Genomic DNA, 25,524 nt, shown 5'->3' on the forward strand with positions numbered 1-25,524 from the left:
AACTGCCTTGCTGAAGGCAGTAGATGGAACTTATAAAGGAGACGTGAGATGAGAGAATATCTTTTGAACAATGGTGTTGGCATTCCGGTGCTGGGCTTCGGTACTTGGAAGGCTAAGGATGGCGAAGAAGCCTATCAAGCGACATTAGCCGCTCTCAAGGCAGGCTATCGGCACATTGATACGGCAGCCATCTATAAGAACGAAGAGAGCGTCGGACGGGCAATCGAGGACAGCGGCATTCCGCGGGAGGAGCTCTTCATCACGACTAAGCTCTGGAATGACATTCATACTTATGAGGAGGCTCAAGAGGCCTTTGCTGCCTCAATGGAGCGGTTGGGACTGGACTATCTGGACCTCTACCTTATTCACTGGCCTAATCCCAAACCCCTGAGGGAAAACGATGCTTGGAAAAAGCGCAATGCCGAAGTCTGGCGGGCTATGGAAGATCTTTATAATCTCGGTAAGATTCGAGCGATTGGCGTCAGCAATTTCCTGCCTCATCACTTAGAAGCCTTGCTTGAAACAGCGCGCATGACTCCTGCTGTCAATCAAATCCGCCTGGCTCCAGGTGTCTATCAGACAGAAGCGGTGAACTTCTGTCGTGAGCATGAGATTTTACTGGAAGCTTGGGGACCATTTGGCCAAGGTGAGCTCTTCCAAAATCCAGCCGTACAGGCTGTGGCAGATAAGTATGGCAAGACTATTGCCCAAGTCGCTCTAGCTTGGAGCTTGCAGGAAGCCTTCCTGCCCCTACCTAAGTCGGTCACTCCGAGCCGGATTGCCAGCAATTTGGACTGCTTTGGCATCGAGCTAGATGCTGCTGACTTGGAAGTGCTCAAAAATGTCAGCGGTTTGACCGGTGGCGCTCCAAATCCGGATGGGATGGATTTTTAGATGAAAATCCGATTCTATCGAAGTTCAGATAGAGAAGCCTTGCAGTCTTACCATTTAACCGACTTGAGATTTACCAATCATCCTAGCCAGGTTGTCGCTGATTTAGAAAATCGCTATGCCATCTTGGGTCTTGAAGAAGATCAAATCGTAACCTTTCTGATCTTGGATGCTGGGGAAGAGAAGTTTACTTATGGCGGTCAGCCAGAGAGCCTGCTCCTTCGTAGCTTTTCAACGGATGAAGACTTTCGGATGCGAGGGTACGGTAGTCAGACGCTGAAGCTCTTGCCTGATTTCATAAGAGAACATTTGCCTATGTATAAAAGTATTATCCTAGGTGTCAATGAGAGAAATCAAGTCGCTTCCTATCTCTACCGAGAGACTGGTTTTAGCAAACAGCCCCAGCGGATATTAGGACCAGCTGGCTGGCAGGAAGTATATGAATTAAAAATATAAAAGTATCCCCAGTTTAAAAAGAACTGGGGATTTTTATCTCTACCACCGGAAGAAACTATAAAACAAGCTGCTTCTGTGCTATAATGAGAGATGTAAAATGAGACCGATATCCAACGAAATACTAAGATGGGGGAATTAGATGAAGAAGACCTAAGAATTGGAAATTACACCCAACTGATTGAGGAGATCTTCGATCCCTTGAGAGTGGAGAGATAGGAGAGAAAGGTAATCATTAAAAACTCGAAGAGTCATCTGTGGCTAAATATCCAAACAATCTAAAGGCTGAATACGAGTGTTTACTAAAATATTTAGATAAGCAAGGTTTCGAATAGTCCAGTTTGCGAAAAAATCCGTGCTTTCTATCTATCAGATGATGTGATTTACTATAATTTACAGGTTTTCTGAAGTTTGAATACCAGTGTTTGTTAAAATTTTAAAGTATTCTAAGCGTGAAATGCCTTAATAATTCATTTTTAAAGAGAAATAATCCCTATCTGAAGTTGAAGAAATCATCAGGTGGGGATATTTTATGTCTTTGATTTTGAAAAAGTGTTATTTCAGGGATAAAAAATGACATTTCAGGGCAGCCTTGCAAAGATTTATCGCCACGTGCTATACTTAGTTCATCAAATTATTGGAGAGGTTTTATTATGACTACTAACTACACCATTCGTCCCCTGACCTATAGCAACTTTACTCACCGCGAGTTTGAAAGTTTGATGACAGATTCTCGTCAAATCATCACCGACTTTGTTAAGGCAAATAAGGACGAAGATATGTATGGTACGCACTTGGAGCCCTTTACAAGCAAGCTAGAAGAGTTCCAAAAACAGCTAGCTAGCGTGGAAAAGAAACAGACTATAAGTCTGGCAGAGGTAGATAAGGAGCGAGATAGTGCTCTGGTCGGGCTCTTTACCCTGCATAGGGGATTTGCTAAGATAAAGGAAGCAAAGTTCAAGGAAGCCCATGAGACGCTGGCTCCAGTCCTAACCAAGTACAAGGATATCGCCAAGCATAATAACGATGTCGCCACTGCTGAGATTAAGAGCCTCCTCAAAACCCTCAAGGAAGAGCCCTACAATGCGGCAGTAACTACGCTGGGACTCTCACCGGTGATTAGCGCAGTGACGACTGCTCAGGAAGACTATGATAAGGCCGAAGCCTTAGCGCGTGCAGCCAAGTCCAGCAAAGAAGTCGGTAAGACCAAGCAGCTGCGCACGGAAATCTCCCGCACTTATGACCTCTTTATGCGCTATACCGCAGCCTCTGCAGAAGCCTATCCAGAGAAAGCCCACTTTGCCAAACTCCTCAAGGATCTCAATACTATCCGAGACAGCAAGCGCCGCCTATCCAGTCCAAATAAGAAAACAAAACCGGAGCCAGCACCAGAAGCAGCAGGATAAAGAATAATCCCTTAGAATTGAAAATTCTAGGGGATTTTTGGTGCTTAATAGACATTGGTTAGGGAATGTGAAGGCGGAAGTCGATAAAAAACATTGGATTTTTACATAAATACTTTATAGAATGTGTAATAATTGATATAATGATAGATGTAAACAAATCAACTTTGTATGCGTATAACGTATTGAGTTCAGAAAAATCGAAGAAACTTAAGCTTTACTAATCAAGTATACTATATAACAACTGATGTCAGGATGATAAGGCGGAAACTACAGGAATATACTATGGAACAATTATTAAAAAAATTAGAATTGGTTTACGGGAAAAAAATTAAAGATTACTTTCTAGAAAAGACCGAATGCTATAACTTTAATAAAACAGATAAGGAAATTGTTCAAACTTTTGTGAGTTATGAGTTAGGTTATTATAATGAACAGATTGGGGAAATAATACTGCTGAGAAAAAATCATTATAAGAATAATCATGCTATATTCACACGATTTCTTCTTATTAGTATAGAAAAATATCATAACCAACTTAATGACTTTGACTTTACAGAGTTGGATAAAAAAGGAAATGCAATATGGCACCTTGAACATATTATCCCGCAAAGTGTATTTCCATATAATAAGAATCTAAAGCATGATTTAGGTAATTTGACTTTACTCTATCAAGCGCCAAATAATGCTGTAAATAATTGTATGTTTGAGAAGAAAAGGGAGATTTTAGCCTATTATCCAGATTTTGACCTTTATATTAACAAGGTATTTAAGTGTGATAAATTTGACGATAAAGATATTGTATTACGTAGAAAACGACTAATTAATAATATTAAAGAAATATTTTTTGAAAATATAGATAATTATTTTAAAGTAATATTAAAACTTGATATTGATAAGGGAGATATATAATGGCGAGCAACTTATATCACTATAAAAACGGAATAAACGAATTTGAACAAAATGATTTTGAGCAGCAAAAGAAAAGTTTAAGTGTTTTTATAAATAAACAGTTTGTATCTAGAAATTTAGTTGTCTTTATTGGATCAGGATGTTCATCAGAGGATATTCCGTTAATGTCTACAACTATGCGTAAGATTTTAAATGATTATGATGTTGTATATAAAAAAGTAAGGCAATTTCTAAATTCAAAAAATTTAGATTTTTTGAATAATAGTATTAAATCAAATCATTCGTGGTTAGAGAAAAAATATGAAAACGAAGAAGATAAAAATAGAAAAGATTCCTTGAAAACTGAGCTTAGAGTAAGTTCTAATCTTTTAGATTTGCTAGAAAAAAATAATAAAACCTCTATTGAAGAATTTTATAATGTTCGAAACCAAGAACATCAAGAATTCTTAGATGATAATTTCTATAAATCCTTTTCCGATATTGAAAGTTTATTGAACTGGTTGCAAAATGGTCTAAATTTTTCCCCAAATGATAGCGAGTTGGAAGAAGCAATTCAAACTTTGAAACGAGAATTTATTGATACAATTCCTACTTTAGGAAGTGAAGTTTATCAAAGCGGGACTACATTAAGTACCTATCAAAAATTTTTTCAATCAGTTTTTAAACATAGAACTGAATTAGGTAGCAAAGTCACTATCGTTACGACTAACTATGATTTATTTAATGAATATGCTTTAGAAAACAATCGAATTGTTTATTCAACTGGATTTGAGAATAATTTGCATCGAAAATTTAATGTAAATTTATTTAGAAACCGAGTGGTTGATGATACTAATAGATATAAAAATGTTTGGCAACCTACATTTAAAGAAGCCAATTTGTTAAAAATTCACGGTTCAATAAATTGGACATCTGACGATAATAGCATACTTATCCAAAGAGATCAAATTATGCCTGATGAGAGTGAAGTTATTATTTATCCAACAATGCTAAAGCATAAAGAGACTGCTCAAGCCCCCTATTCGGAATTATTTAGAGAATTTGCTAACATTCTTCAAGTGCCAAATACGACACTCATTGTTTTGGGGTATGGATTTCCTGATGAACATATTAACAATATTATTTCTCAAAATCTAAGAAATCAAGGTTTTAATTTGATTGTTTTTGGAGATAAAGAAGAAGATAAAATGAAGAGATTTTTTCGAGAATTCCAGGGACAAGAGGGCTTTCATTTGATTGGTGGAGAAGATGTTGATAATAAAACTAAAGCTCATTATTTTAAATATTTAGTAGATGAGATAATTAATTATACTCTGATAGAAGAGTTAGGGGTAACCGAGGAGAATGGAGATGAATAGTATTGGGCGTGTTGTCTCAGTTTCATATGATAGATTAATTTTTGAGGTAAGTAATTTTGAAAAATTGATTTATAACTATAACGGAAATGTGTATATATCAAGGGGGGTAATTGACTATGTGACAATAAAAAGCCAATTTGGAGATCGTTTTATTTATCAAGTCGTTCGAGTTGAAGATAAGGAGGTTCAGTTAGCAAGAGATGAAAAATCAAAATTTGATTATACTGGAAGATTCGAATGTATTCCAATCGGTATATTAGAAGGTGAAACTATCAGTTATAATTTAAAGCAGTACCCTTTTTTACAGGATAAGGTATATCTATCCAGTGATGATGAACTACGAAAAGTTTTCTCAAATAAAAAAAGTAGGAAATCTATTTCACTTGGAATGATACAAAATAAATACGAAGCTAAATTAAAACTAAATAGTTTGATAACTCATCACTCTGCAGTTTTAGGAAATACTGGCTCAGGTAAATCAACTACTGTAAGAAGAATAATTAATGAAGTTGTCACAAAAGATACAACAAATCTGTTATTAAATATTTTTGATGTTCATAATGAATACGGTCAAATTAACGAAGCAAATATTATAGATGTGCTAAATGATTATTATATAGATTTAGAATCTTTAGGATTACAAGATTGGTTAAATTTAATAAAACCATCAGAGTTAGTTCAGTTACCTATTGTACAAACAGCTTTAAAATTATCAAATTGTCTTTCAAATAATAAATTAGATAACAAAAAATTGAGATGTTATATTGCATATAATTTGTACTTTAATCAGCAGTCAGATACTGTGGCTAAAAGAGCAAAAATTGTAGGACTTTTGAGTAGCATTGATATTGATACGAGCAAATATCATGCGCAATATGGCAATTTTAGCAGTAATGATGAGGAGATTTTTATTTCAGCATTAAAATCTTCTATGTATGCTGATTATTCAGAAATTTCTAAAGAAATTGAAGAAGCAAATCATAAAATTAGAAATTTTGACGACTTATTTGATGGTTTAGAGTTCGTGTTTCTTTTAGAAGAATGTCGCGGAAATACACAAGCTCGAGGATATTCTGCAACATTGGAGACTAGGATAAAAAACATCCAAAATAGATATGGGAAATTGTTTAAAAAAAGAGCCAATCAAAAAAAAAACGAAAGATGCAAAGATAACAGTCTATAATGTTTCTAATATGGATGATGATTTACTACTATTTTTCACTAGCTATCTTTTGAAAAAAAGTTTGAGGATAGTTCAGCATTAGAATTAAAGGATAGAAATGTAAATCTATTTATTTTTGAAGAAGCACATAGGTATATTTCTAAGTTGCAAGAGAATAGTCTTTTTAATGAGGTTGAAATATTTAAAAAGATTGCACGTGAAGGGAGGAAGTTTGGTTGTTTCTTAATGTTATCAAGTCAGAGACCGAGTGAACTTTCTTCTACAGTGCTGTCACAGTGTAATAATTACTTAATACATCGAATAAAAAATAATGTTGATTTAGAGTATCTTTTAAAAACAATACCTTTTATTAATAAAAATCAATTAACTAGATTTTCATACTTACCTACCGGAACAGCATACCTTGTTGGTGAGTTGTACCCCATACCAGTTGAAGTTGATGTGATTAAAGACAAAAAGTCGGATATAACAGTTACTCCTAGAATTAAATTTAAAGAAGAATAATAAATGAACAATATTTTTTTATAGAAAGGAACAAAAATATGTCAGCCGCAGAATTTAAACGAGAAAAGAAAAAGGAACAACCGGTTATTGCACTTTGTTATGATTTTGATAAGACGCTTTCACCTGATGATATGCAAGCACAAGGGTATATTCAATCTGTAGGATTTAATATTGCTGAGTTTTGGGAAAAATCAAATGGTTTAGCTTCTGCAAATAATATGGATCAGAATCTTGCCTATATGTATACCATGAAGGAAGAAGCTGCTGGGAAAGTTTTATTTACGAAGAAAGAACTTGCTAAATATGGTTCAAAAGTTGCATTATTTCCTGGAGTGGAAGAATGGTTTGAACGTATAAGAAAATATGGGGAAGAAAAAGGTGTTATCATTGAACATTACATTATATCTTCAGGTTTAAAAGAAATGATTGAAGGAACATCCATTTCAAAAAAAGGTGCCTTTAAAAGAATATATGCAACTTCGTTTTATTGTAATGAAAATGGTGTTGCAGTTTGGCCTTCTCAAGTAGTAAATTACACAAATAAGACACAATTTTTATTTAGAATTTCTAAGGGAGTACTTGATGTAAATGACCCTGCAGTCAATGATTCTTTCCCAGTTGATCAGTTGCGAGTTCCTTTTAGAAATATGATTTATATTGGTGATAGTGATACAGATATTCCATGTATGAAGTTGGTGAATTCGCACGGTGGTTATTCTGTAGGTGTATTTGACCCAGAAAAAAATGATAGAAGAAAGGTTCATAAGATGATTCGAGAGAATCGGATTGGTTATTTTGCTCCTGCTGATTATTCCGAGGGAAAAGAATTAGATAACTTAATTAAGTTAATGATTGATAAAGCGGTCTTTAATGAACAGCTTGAAGAGAAGAAAAATGCTTATAAAAAAGAAGCATCGTTACCTAGAGAAAAAACAGAAGAGGAGCAAGAAAAATCAGATTTGCTAGCTGCATTGGAAAGTAGTGCAAATTTCCAAAACACTCATAACGTTATTAGAAAATTATCACAATATAAAAATTGGCAATCTGATGATATTTTGAATCTTTTATCAATTGCGTGCAATAATAGTCAAGTATACTATATTCTTAATGACTTTGATATTAAAAAGTTCTATCTCAACATTTTAGAAGAGGCTCCTTCAGAAAGTGAAGAGGCAGAGTTGATTAGAGAAATTATCAAGCCACAAGAAGATTAATGTGGTGGTAGAAAAGGAGATTATCATGACATCAGTAACGCAACGGATTTCGCAAATTAAACAGCCTCGTGGCGGTTTTTTGCCAGTTAAGCTCTTTTCTGAGGAAGAGCTTTCAGATGGGAAAGTCTTGTCTACTCAAGAAAATGTTTCACCTAATTTAATTGGGCTTTGCGTGGACTATCTTAGTCGGTTTATGAGTGGTTCAGCCAAGGAGCATGCTTTTGAGATTTCTCTGATAGGTGCTTCCATGGCAGGGATGGAAGCTCTGGCACAGGAGTTTCTCAGCAAGATTACCAATCTGGATGATAGCTCTATTTCAAACGCTTGTAAGTTGGTAGGCTTTGATGTGGTTTATCGGGCTGGAATGGCTTTTTATAAGCCAGTTGAAGAGATAGAACCGGACGAGCAGACGCTTGCTAATATTCGTACCATGGTAGAGAGAAGTCTAGCTTTCTTTGTTGGCTATGGTCCAGTAGTTAAAGATGGTTTTGACTTGAAAGGTGCCTATACGAACCAAATCACGATTGGAGATGGTGACTTTTTGACCGCAGATACCCTCTGGGACTTTAAGGTATCAAAGACAAAGCCTAACAAAGACCATACCTTGCAGCTGCTGATTTATTACCTGATGGGGACTCGCTCTATTCATCCTGAGTTTAGCAGCATTGAATATTTGGGGCTTTACAATCCCAGACAGAATATCGTTTATCGTTTGGCTATCTCAGACATTCCCCAAGAAATCATAGCAGCAGTAGAAAAAGAAGTTATCGGCTATTGATAACCGCTCTGCTGTTTCTCAAACCCAATAACTAGAAAGAAACTTATAACACAAGAAACACCTCAAACGTCCCCGAGATTTTATCAGCCTCTCTGGAACTTGGCAGATGTGCTTTGCTAACAGAGATTGTTGCCAATATCAATCGTACTAATAAGGAGATTGAAAGTAAAACAGCTGAACTTGTAAACATGCTGGGCCAACTCAGAGGCACAACGCCTGAAGCTCAGGAAGAACTAGAGAAGTTTTTGGCTGAGTTTGAGAAATAATATCTAATAAACATCCTATCACAAACCAATCAAACTGGTCCATTCTGCGCTTGTTCTGATTGGTTTTTCTTATTTCCGGATTTTAAGATGTATTTGTTCTGTATTTCAAATAAATAGAGGCTTGAAACTTTATCATATAGCTTTTCTTGACTATAACGTTCGTCATTATTACGTTTTGGTTAAATTTGTTAGGATTGTATGAATTGTCAGAAAATTTTTATTATAATATGGTTTATAAATAAAGATAAGGAGACTTCTATGCAAAGACAACGTTTTTCACTCCGTAAATACAAGTTCGGTTTGGCTTCTGTTCTGCTAGGAACTGCTCTGGTTTTTGGTACGGGACAGGCTCAGGCGGATGAGCAGGCGACAGCTAGTTCGTCAGGGCAAGGTCAGACGACTGCTGCTGTGGTATCAGCGACTGAGTCCGCTTCTCAAGCAGCAACACCTGAGAGTCAGCCGGCAAATCAAGCCCCTGTGGAGAAAGCAACGCCAGCTTCTTCTGAATCGGCTGCTTCAAGTACAGAGCAAGCTATCCAGCCTTCTACGACAGAGGCTAAGGAAGCAGCCACAGCTCCTGTAGAAAAAGGAGCGACTTCTTCATCAGAACAGACTTCTTCAAGTGCTGAGAAGGTAACTCAGCCTTCTGCCACAGAGACCAAGGCAACACCTCCAGCTAGTCCAACTGTAGAGTCTCCGGCAGCTGCAAACTCAGAAAAGCCTGCTGCTAATTCTGATGCAGTAGCAGAGTCGCCAACTTCTCGCGATGCTAAGCCAAGCAGCATCAGCACCAATGAGATCATCAAGGTTCCTCAGACTTGGTCTCAGGGTTATAAAGGTCAAGGCAGACTGGTAGCGATTATCGATTCAGGTCTGGATGTCCACCATGAGGTTCTGAAGATCTCTGACCCGTCAAAGGCCAAGTATCAAACAGAGGCAGCTCTGGAAGAGGCTAAGAAGAAGGCTGGTATTGACTACGGTAAATGGTACAACAGCAAGGTTGTCTATGCCTATAACTATATCGACGGTGATGACAATATCAAGGAAAAGAACAGTTATTCGCATGGTATGCACGTAACAGGGATTTCAGTGGGAAATCCCAACAAGAAAGCTCCAAATGATGAGTATGTCTACGGTGTTGCGCCAGAAGCACAAGTTATGTTTATGCGGGTCTTCTCAGACCGTCAGCGCACAACAAGCGACGCTATCTATATCAAAGCCATTGATGATGCGGTAGCTTTGGGAGCTGATACCATCAATATGAGTCTAGGTTCAGCAACAGGTTCAACGGTTGATGTCAGCCCTAGCCTGCAGGCGGCTATTGAGCGCGCTCGGGCCAAGGGGGTGAGTGTGATCATTGCGGCGGGTAATGACAATACCTTTGGCAGCGGCTACTCTAAACCGCTAGTTGAAAATCCAGACTATGGTCTAGTTGACAGTCCTTCAACAGCAGAAAGCTCAATCTCAGTCGCTTCTGTCAATAACACTGTTCTGACAGAGGAAGTCATGGAAGTTCGTGGTCTGGAAAAGAACGATAAGCTTTTGAACGGTCATTTCAGCTACTCCATGGGTGAGACAAATGCAACCTTTGAAAAGGGCAAGGAATATGAGTATGTCCATGTTGGTCTTGGCCGTGAAGAGGACTTTGCTGGTAAGGATCTGACAGGTAAGCTGGCCCTAATCCAGCGTGGTTCCTTTACCTTTGCTGAAAAGGTTAGAAATGCTATCAGTCATGGTGCAGTTGGTGCTCTGATCTACAATAATGTTGACGGAGCTAACCTAACTATGAGTCTGGACAATGAATCTAAAAAGGTTCCGTCAGCCTTTATCAGTAAGAAATATGGAGAGGCTTTAGCAGCTGGTAACTACAAGGTGGCCTTTAATGGACTTAAGGTCAATCGGCCGCATCCAGGAGCAGGTAGTCTGTCTGACTTCTCTAGTTGGGGTGTAACGACAGATGGCTTGCTCAAGCCAGATGTGACAGCACCAGGTGGCGATATTTACTCTTCGCTTAATGACAATACCTATGGCAATATGCAGGGAACCAGTATGGCTACCCCTCATGTGGCTGGTGTAGCGGCTCTGGTCAAGGAATATCTGCTTCAGCACTATCCAGACTTAACGCCTGCCCAGAATGCCGATTTGGTCAAAGCGCTCATCATGTCAACAGCTAAGCTGCACGTCAACAAAGAAACTGGTGTCTACACTTCTCCGCGTCAGCAGGGTGCAGGTATCGTAGATACGGCAGCGGCTATTTCTACGGGCCTCTATGTGACAGGGGATAACCAATATCCTAGTGTTTCCTTGGGCAATGTCCAAGACAGTTTCACCTTTGATGTTACGGTTCATAATATCACTGATAAGGACCGGACGCTGAAGATGATTGTCAATACCAACACGGATGCGGTCAAGGATGGCTACTTTACCCTGACACCTCGCAAACTAACCGAAACGGTTTGGCCAGAAGTTACCGTCAAGGCTCACAGCAGCCAGAAAGTGACGGTCAAGGTAAATACTGCTAAGTTTGCGGAAGAGTTGATCAAGCAGATGCCGAATGGCTATTTCCTAGAAGGCTTTGTCCGCTTTGTCGATCCAGCGGATGACGGCGATGTGGTTAGTCTGCCATTTATGGGCTTCCGTGGGCAATTCCAAGATCTGCCAGCTGTAGAAAGACCAATCTATGATCTAGTCCAAGAAGGCAAGTCAGGCTTCTATTACCCAGTGCCAGAGGACAAGAGTATCCTATCTGATGACAATGTATCTTCCCTTGTGACAGAGTCAAATGATACACTCTACTCTACCGGTCGAACAGCTGCTCGCAGCTCAATTGTACTGGGAACTGCAGAAAATGCGGATGGTAAGCATGTGCTGCAGCTGGGAGCGGATGGCAAGATTCGTCTGGCCTTCTCACCTAATGGTGATGGCAATCAGGACAGCATCCAGTATCGGACAGTTCTCTATCGCAATATCAATAATCTGACAGCTAGTGTTTATACGGCAGATGATAAGGACTATCGCTTCCCAATCTGGCAGAGCAGCACGATTAGAGAAAGCCGCAAGAACTATTATAGTGGTCAGTCAGACAATCCTAAGTCCTACCTACTAGAAGATACATACTGGGATGGTCGTGATAGCAAGGGTGAGAAGTTGGAAGATGGCCTCTATACCTATGTGGTTCGCTATACACCAGATGTACCAGGTGCTAAAGAGCAGCAGATTAGCTTTAACCTGCAGATCGATACGCAGAAGCCTTTGATTAGCTCAGGCTATATCAGTACCAAGGATGGTGCGGAAATCTTTACGGCTCGCAAGCCAAAAGATGTTGGCAACGGCGGTATTTTGAGAGAGCAGGTCTTCTATCTGCAAGCAGATGAAAAAGGGAAAGAGACCTATAAAGCCGTGGATGATTTTGGCATTGAGCGTGATTACGAGCGTCGGGTTTACATCTCAGCCAATGCGGATGGCAGCTACACCTTGCCAAAAGGAGTGGACAAGTCCAAGATTTTCTATGTGGTAGAGGACTATGCAGGCAACCGTGATGCCATAGCTCTGTCAGAGCTGGTCAGTGCTGAAAATGACGGGCGCATCCGTGTTGCTCTGGTTGATGCTAATACACGTCAGGATGTATCGTCAACCTTTGTCTATCGAATCAAGGACAGCAAGGGCAAGTATGTCGAACTGGACAAAGGCAAGCAAATCAATGCTCTGCCGTTTGGACGCTACACAGCAGAGATCTTTACTTATGATAAGGATGAGATTCGTTTCTACAGCGCTCTGACTCAGGAGTTTGAGCTGACAGCCCAAGATAGCTTTAAGACGATTGAGTTTCTGGTCAAGAAGCTGGTCTTTGCACCGGTCAGCGTTGCCTTTGATCAAGCTGTTCCGAAGAATACTCAAGTGGTTCTCAAGAATAACAATGGCGATGCCTATACGCTTCCAGCAGAACTGTTTGGCAAGCATGCCTTCGGAAGATCTGTAGCAGCTGGATTCTACTCTGTCTTTGTCAACCTACCGACTGGCTACGAGCTCTGGGAAACTGAGCCGACTGTTGAGGTCAAAGAGGGCAAGAATAACCTGCTCAAGCTGGGAGTTATCGTCAAGTCAGGCTTGCTGGCGGCTGTCAATCAGCAGTCTAGTCTGGTCAGCGCTGCTCAGTATTACAATGCTTCTGCAGCGAAGCGCACAGCCTACGACCAAGCATATCAGGCAGCCAAGGAAGCTTTGACAAGTAAGCTGACCCAAGCGCAAGTTGATGCCGTAAGAGCAAAACTAGAAACAGCATCTGCTGATCTAGACGGTAAGGACTCTGATCTTGCTGCAGTCAAGGCAGCTGTGGAAGCTTATGCAGCGACCACTAAGACTGGTGCTTATGCCAATGCTAAGGATAGAACTCGCCGCGCTTATGACAAGGCCTTCCAAGCAGTGGCTCTGCTCTTGGTGCAGGATAAGGTGACCTAGGAGCAAATCGATACTGCCCTAGCTCAGCTGACTACAGCAGAGAAGAAGCTGGATGGCAAGGCGACTAACTTTACCAATCTCAAGAAGATAGTCGATGATGAGGTGCATTACCAAGCTATCAGCAATAAGTTTATCTATGCTACTGACGCGGTTAAGGTGGCTTATTTAGAGGCTTATGCACAGGCTAAGGCAGTCTTGGCGGATCCAGGTGCCAGCCAGGAAGATGTCAAAGCAGCCATTGCCAACCTCAAAGAGGCAAAAAGAAAACTCGATGGCAGAAAGCCAAGAGTAGTTAAACCGAAAAAACCTAAACAAGTCTAATTGGTTTTCAAGTCAGTTAAAATCCCTTAAGTTGAAACTTGAGGGATTTTTCGATAAGTATTTTACATTGGCCCTATTTTCTGCTATAATCTTTTTTAGAAAGAATTCTCATTGTCTACTTTTTAGCGAGTTCGGGATAGTGTGAGCCGGATAAGGAAGCAGTGCAGATGGCGCTTTCGGATATAATTTCAAAAGCAATGAAGTAATAAATTAGGGTGGAACCGCGTCTTGACGCCCCTAGGTTGAAAAGCCTAGGGGTGTCGGATGTGGTTCTTTTGCTTACTGAGTCTATTGTTTGAAAGAAAGGAGATTCATGGAGAACCTTTATCTTGTAAAAGATGAGAATCAATTAGTAGCTTTTCGAGATTTCGTTGCAAAGAATGCCGCAAAGTTGCAGGATTATCTAGCTTTTTTAAAAGACGAGTTTGCGGTTTATGACTTGCCGCAAGCTATCATTTGGTCCGATTTTGATTCTGCTACGCAGATCATTCGTGAAAGTCCTGTGCCGGCTTATACAAATGATAAGCGGATGGTTATGACTCCCGAGTTGCCGGTTTGGAAAGATTTGTATCTCCTTCAGTTGGAGAATTACGAGACATCTCACCAAACTCGAGCAATAGAGAGCCACTATAAGTCTTTGTCAGGAAATTCCCTCTTGCAGATTGTAGGCCATGAGTTGGCTCATTGGTCAGAGCATTTTTCAGATGACTTTGAGGGATACGGTGCTTATATCTGGTTTGAAGAAGGTATGGCTGAGTATATTAGTCGCAAGTATTTCTTTACAGCTGAGGAATTTCGAGCAGAAAAAGCATATAATCAGTCTCTCGTAAAGCTCTTTCAGAAAAAGCACGGTTGGCACTCATTGAATGATTTCGGTACTTCGACTTATCAAGGGAATTATGCTAGTATTTTTTATGAATACTGGCGCAGTTTTTTGACAGTTGACAAGTTAGTAGAAAATCTAGGCAGTGTGCAAGCGGTCTTTGATTCTTATCATCGGTGGGCAAATACAGATAAAATACTTCCCTTGTTGGATTGGTTCATACAGCAGAAAATAATAGACAAAGAGATATAAACAAACTAAAGGAGTAACAAATGTCTAAAAAGTTAATATTTCACCTTGCCAAAGTCAATTGCGAACCTAAAGGTTCGATTGACTAACGACAACCGCTATGGGGCGGTTTGTCTAGGCGATGTACTAGCTTTTCAAAAGGGAAATAATCGTTCCCTTTTGAAGGCTTCGCAAGAATCTCAAGAAACTAAAGGAATAACTAATGACTAAGAAACTTACCTTTCAAGAAATAATTTTGACTTTACAGCAGTTCTGGAATGATCAGGGCTGTATGCTCATGCAGGCTTATGATAATGAGAAGGGAGCGGGAACGATGAGTCCCTATACCTTCCTGCGGGCTATTGGGCCAGAGCCTTGGAACGCGGCCTATGTAGAGCCGTCTCGCCGGCCAGCAGATGGGCGCTATGGGGAAAATCCCAACCGTCTTTACCAGCACCATCAATTTCAGGTGGTCATGAAGCCATCTCCAAGCAATATCCAAGAACTTTACTTGCAGTCTTTGGAGCTCTTGGGAATCAATCCATTGGAGCATGACATCCGCTTTGTCGAGGATAACTGGGAAAACCCGTCAACTGGATCGGCTGGTCTGGGCTGGGAAGTTTGGTTGGATGGTATGGAAATCACTCAGTTCACTTACTTCCAGCAGGTCGGAGGTCTGCCAACTCAGCCAGTAACTGCTGAGGTGACTTATGGTCTGGAGCGTTTGGCTTCTTATATTCAAGAAGTGGACTCTGTTTACGACATTGAGTGGGCTGATGGCGTTAAGTACGGCGAAATTTTCACGCATCCTGAGTATGAGCATTCTAAGTACAGTTTTGAGGTCAGCGACCAAGACTTGCTCTTGGGGAATTTTGAGAAGTTTGAAGCGGAAGCTAAGCGCTGTCTGGACGAGCATCTGGTGCACCCGGCCTATGACTATGTTCTCAAATGCTCGCATACTTTTAACCTCTTGGATGCGCGTGGCGCTGTATCTGTGACAGAACGGGCTGGTTATATTGCCCGTATTCGTAATCTGGCTCGTGTTGTGGCTAAGACCTTTGTGGCTGAGCGCAAGCGTCTAGGCTACCCACTTTTGGATGCTGAGATTCGCGAGAAACTCTTGGCAGAGGAGGGAGAATAATCATGGTAAAAAATTTATTAGTTGAATTAGGCTTGGAGGAAATGCCAGCCTATGTCGTGACACCGAGCATGAAGCAGCTGCGCGACAAGATGGGAGCCTTCCTGACAGACCATCGTCTGACCTTTGAGAAAATTGAAATGTTCTCTACGCCTCGCCGTTTGGCGGTGCACGTGGTTGGCTTGGCGGACAAGCAGTCTGATTTGACCGAAGATTTCAAAGGCCCTTCTAAGAAAATTGCTCTGGATGCAGATGGGAACTTTACCAAGGCTGCAGAAGGCTTTGTCCGTGGCAAGGGCTTGACGGTTGAGGACATTACTTTCCGCGAAATTAAGGGGGAAGAATATGTCTATGTGACCAAGGAAGAGGTCGGTCGCCCTGTAGAAGAGATCATCCCAGCAGTGACAGAAGTTCTGCAAGCCCTGACCTTCCCTGTCAGCATGCACTGGGCCAACAACACCTTTGAATACATCCGCCCAGTCCACACCTTGACTGTACTCTTAGATGAGCAGGCCTTTGACTTGGATTTCTTGGATATCAAGAGCGGCCGTACTAGCCGAGGACACCGCTTCTTGGGTCAAGAAACGGAGATTGCTTCAGCAGATTCTTATGAAGATGATCTACGGGCTCAGTTTGTCATTGCTAGTCCTCTTGAGCGGGGAGATATGATTGTCGAGCAGATTCGAGCACTGGAAGAGGAGCACGGTGTTTCTATCGAAATTGACGAAGACCTGCTCAATGAAGTCTTGAATCTGGTAGAATATCCAACTGCTTTCCTAGGTAATTTTGATGCTAAATATTTAGAGGTGCCAGAAGAAGTCTTGGTGACTTCCATGAAAGAGCACCAGCGTTATTTTGTTGTGCGCGATGCTGAAGGCAAACTTTTGCCGCACTTTATCTCTGTTCGCAACGGAAATGCAGAGCACTTAGAAAATGTCATCAAGGGAAATGAGAAAGTCTTGGTGGCTCGTCTGGAAGATGGGGAATTCTTCTGGCGGGAAGACCAAAAGCTGGCTATTGCCGACTTGGTTGAAAAACTTGGCAATGTGACCTTCCACGAAAAGATTGGCTCTCTGGCAGAGCACATGGAGAGGACTGGCAAGATTGCTGCTCTCTTGGCGCAAGAAGCAGGATTGGATGCTGATGAGACAGCCGACTTGGCTCGTGCAGCAACTATTTATAAGTTTGATTTGCTGACTGGCATGGTTGGGGAATTTGATGAGTTGCAAGGTATCATGGGTGAAAAGTATGCTCTTCTGGCTGGTGAGAATGCTGCGGTGGCAGCTGCCATTCGGGAGCACTATATGCCGACTTCGGCCGATGGTGAATTGCCTGACACCAAGGTCGGAGCAGTCTTGGCTCTGGCTGATAAGCTGGATACCATTCTGTCCTTCTTTTCAGTTGGGCTGATTCCAAGCGGTTCCAATGACCCTTATGCTCTGCGACGTGCGACTCAGGGTGTTGTGCGTATCTTGGACAAGTTTGGCTGGAACATTGACTTAGCTCAGCTTCTTGGTCGACTTTGCGAACTCAAGTTTGATAGCTTAAGCTATGACAATCAAGATGCTGTGCTGGACTTCTTCCGTGCCCGCGTTGAGAAAATGATGGATCGTAACATTCCAAAAGACATCGTGACGGCTGTTCTTCAAAGCACTAACTTTGTCGTACGCGATTTAGTAGAAACAGCTGCGCTCCTAGCAGAAAAAGCTCAGGAAGACAACTTCAAGTCAGCAGTCGAAAGCCTGTCTCGTGTCTTTAATCTAGCTGAGAAAGCCCAAGGGCAGACAGCTGTCAATCCAGCTCTCTTTGAAAATCAAGAGGAAAAAGATTTGGCAGCTGCTATTGAAGCAGTGGAGCTGACGGCAGACTTAGCTGCCAATCTGGACCAACTCTTTGCTCTCAGTCCAGTTATCGATGCTTTCTTTGACCATACCATGGTCATGGCAGAAGATGAGGCTGTGCGTAACAATCGCCTAGCTCTCCTAGCTTCTTTGACAGCCAAGGCTGGCCAGTTGGCGCAGTTTAATCAGATTAATACCAAATAAAAGGTAAGAGAGAGGTAGAATCATGGATCCTAAAAAAATTGCCCGTATTAATGAACTGGCTAAAAAGAAAAAAACGGAAGGTTTAACTGCTGAGGAAAAAGTGGAACAAGCCAAGCTTCGTGAAGAGTATATCGAAGGCTATCGTCGTTCTGTTCGTCATCACATCGAAGGTATTAAGATTGTTGACGAGGAAGGCAATGATGTGACACCTGAGAAGTTGCGTCAAGTTCAGCGCGAGAAAGGTCTTCATGGCCGCAGTCTGGATGACCCAGAGTCTTAAGTAAATATAAAAAAATCCCTCGCTAGGAAGCTAGAAAGTTCCTGTCGAGGGGTTCTTTTATTCTTGTTTACGTTTTTTCAAAATGCGGAGGGCTACATAGATGCAGCTAACGATGATTGCTACATCCAGCCAGAAAATCCAAGGCTCCGTGATACGGAAAAAGAAATAAGCAGCGATGGCAATAATGAGGGATAGAATCCCTAAATCCATTTTTTCTTTGAGATTGAGTCTCATAGGTCTTCTTCCTCCTTTTTTTGTGCTTGACGAATCTTTCCTTTGGCAATGAAATGCATAATCAGTCCAAATCCAAGGCCTGCGGCTAATCCAGTTACAATAAGTTTAGGTTGAAGCAAAACTTGTAGGATATCTTTCTTTTCCATGACAGCTATCATGATGCTAAAGAGAGGGTAAAAGAGTAGCCAATAGGAGAAACCTGCTTTGAGACCAGCATGCTTCATGGCCCTTTCTTCCTTGGCATCCTGAAGTTCTAGCTCTAGGTCATCAATTCCTTTGCGCCGTGCTTGAATGACTATATAGACACAGAAGCCGAGGATAAGGATTTCCAGCAGGATAGGATAGGCAACAGCGATAATTTGGGGCCAGCGAAAGGCTAGGGGAAAGGCGATAGCATTGCCAAAAATCAGAATAAAGAAAAGCCAAATAAAGCCTATATTTCCTAAGTGTTCAGCCTGTTGACGCTTTTGCTCGTCCAAAGGTCCGGTAATGCCGTAAAATCGTTTGATCATCTTGTCTGAGAATGTTTCTTTTTTCATTTTTTAGTCCTTTCTTTAGGTATGAAATTTGCTGCAGGAAAAAACTCTTAGTCATTTGAATCTTCATCTGTCAGCTGGGGTTCCCAAAAGAGGGCGTTGAGGTCAGTATCCAGCGCTCTAGCCAGATTGATACAGAGCTCGAGGGTGGGGTTGTATTTGTTGTTTTCAATCATATTGATAGTTTGCCGCGATACCCCGATAGACTTGGCCAACTCTAGCTGAGACATCTTTTTTTCTTTTCGAAATTCTTTGACACGATTCATTACACCCTTCCTTTCTAATGCTATAACTGATAGCTTTCACTAACTTTGTCAGTTATATTTGACTTTTATTTTATGCTAGTATAATACTTTTTGGAAAATGTGTCAAGTATATATGACAAAAAATTTAAAAAAGGATTTCATCCGCTTACTTTTTCTTTTAAATTTTTTTTTGCTTTTGAATGTGATATAATAAGTAAGATATGACAAACGAATTTCATCACATTACTGTTCTTCTTCATGAAACGGTTGACCAGCTGGCTGTTAAGCCTGACGGCATCTATGTCGATGCGACCCTTGGGGGTGCTGGTCACAGCGAATATCTTTTGAGCCAGCTCGGGGATGAGGGGCATCTCTATGCCTTTGATCAGGACCAGACAGCTATTGACAATGCTAAAAAGCGCCTGGCTCCTTATTTAGAGCGGGGGATGGTGACTTTTATCAAGGACAATTTCCGCCACCTCAAGAGCCGTTTGCAAGAAGCCGGTGTGGAAGAAATTGATGGGATTTGTTATGACTTAGGCGTTTCTAGCCCTCAGCTGGATCAGCGTGAGCGTGGTTTTTCCTATAAACAGGATGCGCCTTTGGATATGCGCATGAACCGCGAGGCAGCCTTGACAGCTTTTGAGGTTGTCAATCATTATAGCTATCAGGATTTAGTACGAATCTTTTTTAAATACGGCGAAGATAAGTTTTCTAAGCAGATTGCTCGCAAGATTGAGCAGGCTAGAAGTGTCAAGCCTATTGAAACAACGACAGAACTGGCTGAAATTATCAAGTCGGCTAAGCCAGCTAAGGAGCTGAAGAAGAAAGGTCATCCAGCCAAGCAGATTTTTCAGGCCATCCGGATTGAGGTCAATGATGAGTTGGGAGCTGCGGATGAGTCTATTCAACAAGCTATTGATCTGCTGGCGGCGGACGGCCGGATTGCGGTCATTACCTTTCATTCGCTAGAAGACCGTCTGACCAAGCAGCTTTTCAAGGAGGCGTCAACAGTGGATGTTCCCAAGGGCCTGCCCTTCATCCCAGATGAACTGCAGCCTAAGCTGGAGCTGGTCAGCCGCAAACCAATTTTACCAAGCAAAGAAGAATTAGAAAGCAATAACCGGGCTCATTCCGCCAAGCTGCGCGTGGCCCGTAAGATACACAAGTGAGGAAGAAATGTCAGAAAAAAGACCAAACCCGCTTCAAGATCAGATGAGAAAATTTTCCCGAGTTGAGAAGGCCTTTTACGGCTCTATCGTTTTGACTGCTATTATTTTAGCGGTCAGCATTGTCTTTATGCAGACCAAGCTATTGCAGGTGGATCGGGATTTGACGGAAGTCAATACACAGATTGAAGCGGAGCAGACAGAACTAGCCGACATCAAGCAGGAAGTCAATGAACTGACCCGCTATGAAAGACTGTCCCAGTTAGCCAGCTCTCAGGATATGAAACTCCAGAAGGGAAATCGTAAAACAGTGAGTTCAACGGATGAAGAATAGAATTTTTGAAAGAATTAAAAAATACGCCCTGAAAAATAGGCAAACCCCTGAATACAATCGGCGACAAGTGGGAAAGAGCATGAGCATCTTAGCTATCTTTCTCTTTTTCGTTTTCTTGATTAATTTTGCCATCATTATCGGGACAGACCAGAAGTTCGGGGTTAATCTATCAAAGGGTGCAGAAGTAGTCCATCAAAAGACGGTCACAGTCGCTGCCCGGCGGGGAACAATCTATGACCGAAATGGAGTTCCCATTGCAGAGGATGCCACGACCTATAATGTCTATGCCATTATTGACAAGAGTTACAAGTCAGCTACTGGCAAGATTCTCTACGTAGAAGAATCCCAGTATGATAAGGTGGCAGAGATTTTCAATCAATACCTAGAGCTGGATAAGGACTACGTCAAAACCCAGCTGTCGCAGAAAAATCTCAAGCAGGTTTCCTTCGGGGCACAGGGCAATGGCATTACCTACAGTAATATGAATGCTATGCGGGAAGCCTTTGAAGCTGCTGGTATTGAAGGGATTGACTTTACTACCAGTCCTAACCGCAGTTATAATAACGGCGTGTTTGCCTCCCAGTTTATTGGTCTTGCCCAGCTGCAAGAGGATAAGGAAGGTAATAAGACGCTGAAAGGGACTTCTGGCATGGAGCAGGCTCTGGATAGGGTTCTTGCTGGTCAGAATGGGATTGTGACCTACGAAAAAGACCGAAATGGTAATGTTGTGCCTGGGTCAGAAAAGGTCTCTGTACAGGCAGAGGATGGTAAGGATGTCTATACAACGCTGTCGGCTGATTTGCAAACCTACCTAGAAACGCGGATGAACGCCTTCCAAGAAAAGGTCAAAGGCAAGTTTGTCAATGCAACCTTGGTCAGTGCCAAGACCGGCGAAATCCTAGCCACTTCTCAAAGGCCGACCTATAATGCAGATACTAAGGAAGGCTTGAATGAGAAAAATCTGGGCAACTGGAACACCATGCTCTATCAAGGTCAGTACGAGCCTGGATCTACCATGAAGGTCATGACTCTGGCTTCAGCTATTGATAATGGCAGCTTTAATCCTAACGATACCTATGATAGCAGAGAGTATAAGGTCATGGATGCGACCATTCGGGACTGGAACGTCAACATGGGGATTTCAGAAGGGGAAACGCTGACCTTTGCCCAAGGATTTACCTATTCCAGTAACGTCGGTATGACCATTCTGGAGCAGAAGATGGGCAATGACAAGTGGCTAGACTACTTAAGTAAGTTTAAGTTTGGTCTGCCGACTCGCTTTGGTATGGGGAATGAAACCTATGGCTCCCTGCCAGGTGATAACTATGTTACGATTGCCATGAGTTCTTTCGGTCAAGGGATTGGTGTGACACAGGTGCAGATGCTGCGGGCTTTCTCATCCGTAGCCAATGATGGTGTCATGGTGGAGCCTAAGTTTATCAATGCTATCCATGATCCTAAAACCAATACAGCTCGTAAGACTGCGACGGAAATTATCGGAAATCCTGTCTCAGAAAAAGCAGCTCAAACCACTCGGGATTATATGGTTCAAGTCGGAACAGACCCCTACAAAGGAACCCTGAATGTTGGTGGAGAACCCGTCATTCAAGTGGCTGGTCAGAATGTCGCCGTCAAATCAGGGACCGCTCAGATCGCTTCTGAAAATGGTTATCTAGAGGGCGAGAACGATTATATCTATTCAGTTGTTGCCATGACGCCGGCAGAAAATCCTGAATTTATCATGTATGTGACTGTTCAGCAGCCTGAGGAAAAATTCCAGCCAATATTCTGGCAGGAAGTGGTCAATCCGGTCTTGGAAGAAGCAGTCGCTCTCAAAGACAGCCTTAATCTGACAACGGAGGCAACTCCAGCTCTTGAAACAGTCACTGAAGAAACCAGTTATAAAATGCCGTCCGTAGAAAAACTGACCAAGCAACTAGGTCTGAAACATCAAATCAGTCCTGGCGGTCTGGCAGATGAATTGCGCCGCAACCTAGTCCAGCCAATTGTGCTGGGAACAGGTGGCAAGATTAAAAAAGTATCTGTCAAAGAGGGCAAAAATCTTAAGGCCAACCAACAGGTTTTAATCTTGTCAGATGATTTAGACAGTCTGCCTGATATGTACGGCTGGACCAAGGCCAATGTCGAACGTTTTGCCAAGTGGCAGGACATCGAAGTCACTTTCAAAGGAGAGGGCTCCAAGGTCGTCAAGCAGAGCGAGAAGACCAATACGTCGCTGAAAAATCTCAAGAAAATAACAATTACAATGGGAGACTAATATGCTTATTACTCTTATTGCAGGAATCGTAACTTTTATCCTAACTATCATCGGCATTCCTGCCTTTATTCGTTTTTACCATAAGGCTCGTATCACAGGCCAACAGATGCACGAAGATGTTAAGCAGCATCAGGCCAAGGCTGGAACGCCAACCATGGGTGGTACAGTCTTTCTCTTGACATCCGTTCTGGCCAGCTTTGTTATAGGTTTGATTTCGCATCAGCTGTCCAACGGCTTGATCATGATTCTTTTTATCTTGGTCCTGTATGGTGTTGTCGGCTTTTTGGACGACTTTCTCAAGGTGTTTCGTAAGATCAACGAGGGTCTAAATCCCAAGCAGAAATTGTTTCTGCAGCTGGTCGGTGGAGTTGTCTTTTACTTCTTTTACAATCAGCACGGAGCTGGCGACCAGCTGAATGTCTTCACCGTTCCTGTCCATCTGGGCTTCCTTTATATCTTTTTCGTACTTTTTTGGCTGATTGGCTTCTCCAATGCTGTCAATCTGACGGATGGAATTGATGGTTTGGCCAGCATTTCGGTGGTCATTAGCTTGGTAGCCTATGCTGTGATTGCTGTTGAGCAGAAGCGTTTTGATATTCTGATTGTCATCATTAGCATGATTGGCGGCTTGCTAGGCTTCTTTGTCTTCAACCATAAGCCTGCTAAAATCTTCATGGGAGATGTAGGAAGCTTGGCTTTGGGCGGTATGCTGGCTGCTATCTCCATTTCCCTTCACCAAGAGTGGACCCTGCTCTTGATTGGAATCGTCTATGTGTTTGAAACAACTTCTGTAATGATGCAGGTGACCTACTTCAAGCTGACCGGCGGCAAGCGGATTTTCCGGATGACTCCGGTTCATCACCACTTTGAACTGGGAGGCCTAACTGGCCATGGCAAAGAGTGGAGCGAGTGGAAGGTCGATTTCTTCTTCTGGGGAATCGGTATCGTGGGCAGTCTTTTGACCCTAGCTATCCTATATTTATAGCAAGAAGCGAGTCTCTGGCTCGCTTTTCTGCTTCTTAGATTTGAGGGTAAGCAGGATGGTTATTTTTTTGGTATAATAGTTAGGATAATAGAATAGAGGACAAGATGAAATTTACAGAATTTAAGTTTAAAGATTATATTCAGGAAGCGCTTAGGGATTTGAACTTCGTTGAAGCGACTCCAGTCCAAGAAAAGCTGATTCCTGTGGTATTGTCAGGTCGGGATTTGGTCGGTGAGTCCAAGACAGGCTCTGGTAAGACCCACACATTTTTGTTGCCGATCTTTCAAATGCTGGATGAGGAAGCAGACAGCGTACAGGCTGTTATTACAGCCCCAAGTCGGGAGCTGGCAGCGCAGATTTATCAGGCCGCTCGTCAGTTAGCTAGTTTTTCTGAAAAAGAGATTCGGGTGGCCAATTATGTCGGTGGAACTGACAAGGCTCGGCAGATTGGGAAGTTAGAGTCCAGTCAGCCTCATATCGTCATCGGAACGCCGGGGCGGATTTATGACTTGGTAGAGTCTGGCGACTTGGCCATTCACAAGGCCAAGACCTTTGTCGTTGACGAGGCAGATATGACACTGGACATGGGCTTTTTGGCGACGGTTGATAAGATTGCAGGCCGGTTGCCAAAAGACCTGCAGTTTCTTGTTTTTTCAGCGACCATTCCACAGAAGCTTCAGCCTTTTTTGAAAAAATACCTGTCTAATCCAGTCATTGAGCAGATTAAGACCAAGACGGTCATTGCCGACACCATTGAAAACTGGCTCTTGTCAACCAAGGGACGAGACAAGAATGCCCAGATATATCAAATCAGTCAACTCCTGCAGCCTTATCTGGCCATGATTTTCGTCAATACCAAGACGAGGGCAGATGAGCTGCACAGCTATCTGACAGCCCAAGGGCTCAAAGTTGCTAAAATTCATGGAGATATTGCTCCGCGGGAGCGCAAGCGTATCATGAATCAGGTCAAAAATCTGGATTTTGAGTACATTGTCGCTACTGACTTGGCAGCGCGGGGGATTGATATCGAAGGTGTCAGCCATGTTATCAACGATGCCATTCCTCAGGACTTGTCTTTCTTTGTCCATCGGGTAGGCCGGACCGGCCGTAATGGTCTTCCCGGCACAGCCATTACTCTCTACCAGCCGAGTGACGACTCAGATATTCGGGAGTTGGAAAAGATGGGGATTAAGTTCATTCCCAAGATGATAAAAGATGACGAGTTCCAGGACACCTACGACCGAGACCGTCGGGCCAATCGGGAAAAGAGCCGGGAGAAGCTGGATACGGAAATGCTGGGGCTGGTCAAGAAGAAAAAGAAAAAAATCAAACCAGGCTACAAGAAAAAAATCCAGTGGGCGGTGAACGAGAAGCGCCGCAAGACTAAGCGAGCAGAGAATCGTGCGCGTGGCCGGGCAGAGCGTAAGGCTAAGCGCCAAACCTTTTAGTGATATACTTTTCTTATCGCTGTGATAAGAAAAATATATT

22 protein-coding genes and 1 pseudogene are annotated in these 25,524 nt (G+C 42.2%); 20 read left to right on the forward strand and 3 right to left on the reverse strand.

From position 1 onward, the window contains the following. Positions 1-48: 48 nt before the first annotated feature. The 15 genes and pseudogenes from RG608_RS05160 to RG608_RS05230 all read left to right on the forward strand — a co-directional run bounded on the left by RG608_RS05160 (position 49) and on the right by RG608_RS05230 (position 18,255). Complete coding sequence (locus RG608_RS05160; protein WP_308946641.1) at positions 49-894, forward strand: aldo/keto reductase; 846 nt, start codon at positions 49-51, stop codon at positions 892-894. Then, positions 895-1,347, forward strand: a complete 453-nt coding sequence (locus RG608_RS05165) for a GNAT family N-acetyltransferase (RefSeq protein WP_308946642.1) — start codon at positions 895-897, stop codon at positions 1,345-1,347. It begins immediately after the preceding gene. A 650-nt stretch (positions 1,348-1,997) separates the two neighbouring features. Then, positions 1,998-2,750 carry a DUF6261 family protein gene (locus RG608_RS05170; protein ID WP_308946643.1) on the forward strand — a complete coding sequence of 251 codons (753 nt, stop codon included), beginning with the start codon at positions 1,998-2,000 and terminating at the stop codon, positions 2,748-2,750. A gap of 282 nt (positions 2,751-3,032) precedes the next feature. Continuing rightward, the gene (locus tag RG608_RS05175) at positions 3,033-3,659 is read left to right on the forward strand and encodes a DUF1524 domain-containing protein (RefSeq protein ID WP_308946644.1); all 627 of its coding nucleotides are present in this window, start codon (positions 3,033-3,035) and stop codon (positions 3,657-3,659) included. Next, on the forward strand, positions 3,659-5,017 hold the full coding sequence (locus tag RG608_RS05180; RefSeq protein WP_308946645.1) for an SIR2 family protein: 1,359 nt from the start codon (positions 3,659-3,661) through the stop codon (positions 5,015-5,017). Before RG608_RS05175 ends, RG608_RS05180 begins: the two co-directional genes overlap by 1 nt. Further along, positions 5,010-6,200 carry a helicase HerA domain-containing protein gene (locus RG608_RS05185; protein ID WP_308946646.1) on the forward strand — a complete coding sequence of 397 codons (1,191 nt, stop codon included), beginning with the start codon at positions 5,010-5,012 and terminating at the stop codon, positions 6,198-6,200. Before RG608_RS05180 ends, RG608_RS05185 begins: the two co-directional genes overlap by 8 nt. Before the next feature lie 144 nt (positions 6,201-6,344). Next, positions 6,345-6,704 carry an ATP-binding protein gene (locus RG608_RS05190; RefSeq protein ID WP_308946647.1) on the forward strand — a complete coding sequence of 120 codons (360 nt, stop codon included), beginning with the start codon at positions 6,345-6,347 and terminating at the stop codon, positions 6,702-6,704. Between the two features lie 38 nt (positions 6,705-6,742). Next, positions 6,743-7,918: an HAD family hydrolase gene (locus RG608_RS05195; protein WP_308946648.1), complete on the forward strand. Its 1,176-nt coding sequence runs from the start codon at positions 6,743-6,745 to the stop codon at positions 7,916-7,918. A gap of 25 nt (positions 7,919-7,943) precedes the next feature. Next, entirely contained in the window at positions 7,944-8,696 is a 753-nt protein-coding gene (locus RG608_RS05200) for a hypothetical protein (protein WP_308946649.1), read from the forward strand. Positions 8,697-8,809: 113 nt separating this feature from the next. Beyond that, positions 8,810-8,962, forward strand: a complete 153-nt coding sequence (locus tag RG608_RS05205) for a hypothetical protein (protein WP_308946684.1) — start codon at positions 8,810-8,812, stop codon at positions 8,960-8,962. Positions 8,963-9,220: 258 nt separating this feature from the next. Further along, positions 9,221-13,741, forward strand: a pseudogene (locus RG608_RS05210) (S8 family serine peptidase). 313 nt (positions 13,742-14,054) lie between these two features. Then, on the forward strand, positions 14,055-14,816 hold the full coding sequence (locus tag RG608_RS05215; RefSeq protein ID WP_308946650.1) for an elongation factor Tu: 762 nt from the start codon (positions 14,055-14,057) through the stop codon (positions 14,814-14,816). A gap of 199 nt (positions 14,817-15,015) precedes the next feature. Then, positions 15,016-15,933: a glycine--tRNA ligase subunit alpha gene (glyQ, locus tag RG608_RS05220; protein ID WP_308946651.1), complete on the forward strand. Its 918-nt coding sequence runs from the start codon at positions 15,016-15,018 to the stop codon at positions 15,931-15,933. Positions 15,934-15,935: 2 nt separating this feature from the next. Continuing rightward, entirely contained in the window at positions 15,936-17,975 is a 2,040-nt protein-coding gene (glyS, locus tag RG608_RS05225; RefSeq protein ID WP_308946652.1) for a glycine--tRNA ligase subunit beta, read from the forward strand. Between the two features lie 22 nt (positions 17,976-17,997). After that, positions 17,998-18,255, forward strand: a complete 258-nt coding sequence (locus RG608_RS05230) for a DUF896 family protein (RefSeq protein WP_308946653.1) — start codon at positions 17,998-18,000, stop codon at positions 18,253-18,255. A gap of 57 nt (positions 18,256-18,312) precedes the next feature. Here RG608_RS05230 and RG608_RS05235 read toward each other — a convergent pair whose 3' ends face one another. From RG608_RS05235 to RG608_RS05245, 3 genes are read right to left on the reverse strand one after another with little or no spacing between them, the layout of a single operon-like run. Further along, entirely contained in the window at positions 18,313-18,489 is a 177-nt protein-coding gene (locus RG608_RS05235; RefSeq protein WP_002927526.1) for a hypothetical protein, read from the reverse strand. After that, on the reverse strand, positions 18,486-19,028 hold the full coding sequence (locus RG608_RS05240; RefSeq protein WP_308946654.1) for a DUF3278 domain-containing protein: 543 nt from the start codon (positions 19,026-19,028) through the stop codon (positions 18,486-18,488). Before RG608_RS05240 ends, RG608_RS05235 begins: the two co-directional genes overlap by 4 nt. Positions 19,029-19,075: 47 nt before the next feature. Then, positions 19,076-19,291 carry a helix-turn-helix transcriptional regulator gene (locus RG608_RS05245; protein WP_002893537.1) on the reverse strand — a complete coding sequence of 72 codons (216 nt, stop codon included), beginning with the start codon at positions 19,289-19,291 and terminating at the stop codon, positions 19,076-19,078. A 200-nt stretch (positions 19,292-19,491) separates the two neighbouring features. On the opposite strand from RG608_RS05245, the gene rsmH reads away from it, so the two are divergent. The 5 genes from rsmH to RG608_RS05270 all read left to right on the forward strand — a co-directional run bounded on the left by rsmH (position 19,492) and on the right by RG608_RS05270 (position 25,484). Beyond that, positions 19,492-20,442, forward strand: coding sequence for a 16S rRNA (cytosine(1402)-N(4))-methyltransferase RsmH (rsmH, locus tag RG608_RS05250; RefSeq protein ID WP_308946655.1), 951 nt, complete (start codon positions 19,492-19,494; stop codon positions 20,440-20,442). A gap of 7 nt (positions 20,443-20,449) precedes the next feature. Further along, the gene (gene ftsL / locus RG608_RS05255) at positions 20,450-20,773 is read left to right on the forward strand and encodes a cell division protein FtsL (protein WP_002893529.1); all 324 of its coding nucleotides are present in this window, start codon (positions 20,450-20,452) and stop codon (positions 20,771-20,773) included. Next, positions 20,763-23,051, forward strand: a complete 2,289-nt coding sequence (gene pbp2X, locus RG608_RS05260) for a penicillin-binding protein PBP2X (protein ID WP_126435182.1) — start codon at positions 20,763-20,765, stop codon at positions 23,049-23,051. The genes ftsL and pbp2X overlap by 11 nt, the downstream gene beginning before the upstream one ends. Before the next feature lies 1 nt (position 23,052). After that, positions 23,053-24,036 carry a phospho-N-acetylmuramoyl-pentapeptide-transferase gene (gene mraY, locus RG608_RS05265; protein ID WP_308946656.1) on the forward strand — a complete coding sequence of 328 codons (984 nt, stop codon included), beginning with the start codon at positions 23,053-23,055 and terminating at the stop codon, positions 24,034-24,036. Between the two features lie 104 nt (positions 24,037-24,140). Beyond that, positions 24,141-25,484, forward strand: a complete 1,344-nt coding sequence (locus RG608_RS05270) for a DEAD/DEAH box helicase (RefSeq protein WP_002920069.1) — start codon at positions 24,141-24,143, stop codon at positions 25,482-25,484. The last annotated feature ends 40 nt before the right edge of the window (positions 25,485-25,524 follow it).

Origin of the sequence: Streptococcus sp. IsoGale022, assembly GCF_031142805.1 — a bacterium.
GTDB lineage: Bacteria > Bacillota > Bacilli > Lactobacillales > Streptococcaceae > Streptococcus > Streptococcus sanguinis_A.

Coding starts and splice junctions, on each gene's coding strand:
- RG608_RS05160 (WP_308946641.1), top strand. CDS start 49: ATGAGAGAATATCTTTTGAACAATGGTGTTGGCATTCCGGTGCTGGGC.
- RG608_RS05165 (WP_308946642.1), top strand. CDS start 895: ATGAAAATCCGATTCTATCGAAGTTCAGATAGAGAAGCCTTGCAGTCT.
- RG608_RS05170 (WP_308946643.1), top strand. CDS start 1,998: ATGACTACTAACTACACCATTCGTCCCCTGACCTATAGCAACTTTACT.
- RG608_RS05175 (WP_308946644.1), top strand. CDS start 3,033: ATGGAACAATTATTAAAAAAATTAGAATTGGTTTACGGGAAAAAAATT.
- RG608_RS05180 (WP_308946645.1), top strand. CDS start 3,659: ATGGCGAGCAACTTATATCACTATAAAAACGGAATAAACGAATTTGAA.
- RG608_RS05185 (WP_308946646.1), top strand. CDS start 5,010: ATGAATAGTATTGGGCGTGTTGTCTCAGTTTCATATGATAGATTAATT.
- RG608_RS05195 (WP_308946648.1), top strand. CDS start 6,743: ATGTCAGCCGCAGAATTTAAACGAGAAAAGAAAAAGGAACAACCGGTT.
- RG608_RS05200 (WP_308946649.1), top strand. CDS start 7,944: ATGACATCAGTAACGCAACGGATTTCGCAAATTAAACAGCCTCGTGGC.
- RG608_RS05215 (WP_308946650.1), top strand. CDS start 14,055: ATGGAGAACCTTTATCTTGTAAAAGATGAGAATCAATTAGTAGCTTTT.
- glyQ (WP_308946651.1), top strand. CDS start 15,016: ATGACTAAGAAACTTACCTTTCAAGAAATAATTTTGACTTTACAGCAG.
- glyS (WP_308946652.1), top strand. CDS start 15,936: ATGGTAAAAAATTTATTAGTTGAATTAGGCTTGGAGGAAATGCCAGCC.
- RG608_RS05230 (WP_308946653.1), top strand. CDS start 17,998: ATGGATCCTAAAAAAATTGCCCGTATTAATGAACTGGCTAAAAAGAAA.
- RG608_RS05235 (WP_002927526.1), bottom strand. CDS start 18,489: ATGAGACTCAATCTCAAAGAAAAAATGGATTTAGGGATTCTATCCCTC.
- RG608_RS05240 (WP_308946654.1), bottom strand. CDS start 19,028: ATGAAAAAAGAAACATTCTCAGACAAGATGATCAAACGATTTTACGGC.
- RG608_RS05245 (WP_002893537.1), bottom strand. CDS start 19,291: ATGAATCGTGTCAAAGAATTTCGAAAAGAAAAAAAGATGTCTCAGCTA.
- rsmH (WP_308946655.1), top strand. CDS start 19,492: ATGACAAACGAATTTCATCACATTACTGTTCTTCTTCATGAAACGGTT.
- ftsL (WP_002893529.1), top strand. CDS start 20,450: ATGTCAGAAAAAAGACCAAACCCGCTTCAAGATCAGATGAGAAAATTT.
- pbp2X (WP_126435182.1), top strand. CDS start 20,763: ATGAAGAATAGAATTTTTGAAAGAATTAAAAAATACGCCCTGAAAAAT.
- mraY (WP_308946656.1), top strand. CDS start 23,053: ATGCTTATTACTCTTATTGCAGGAATCGTAACTTTTATCCTAACTATC.
- RG608_RS05270 (WP_002920069.1), top strand. CDS start 24,141: ATGAAATTTACAGAATTTAAGTTTAAAGATTATATTCAGGAAGCGCTT.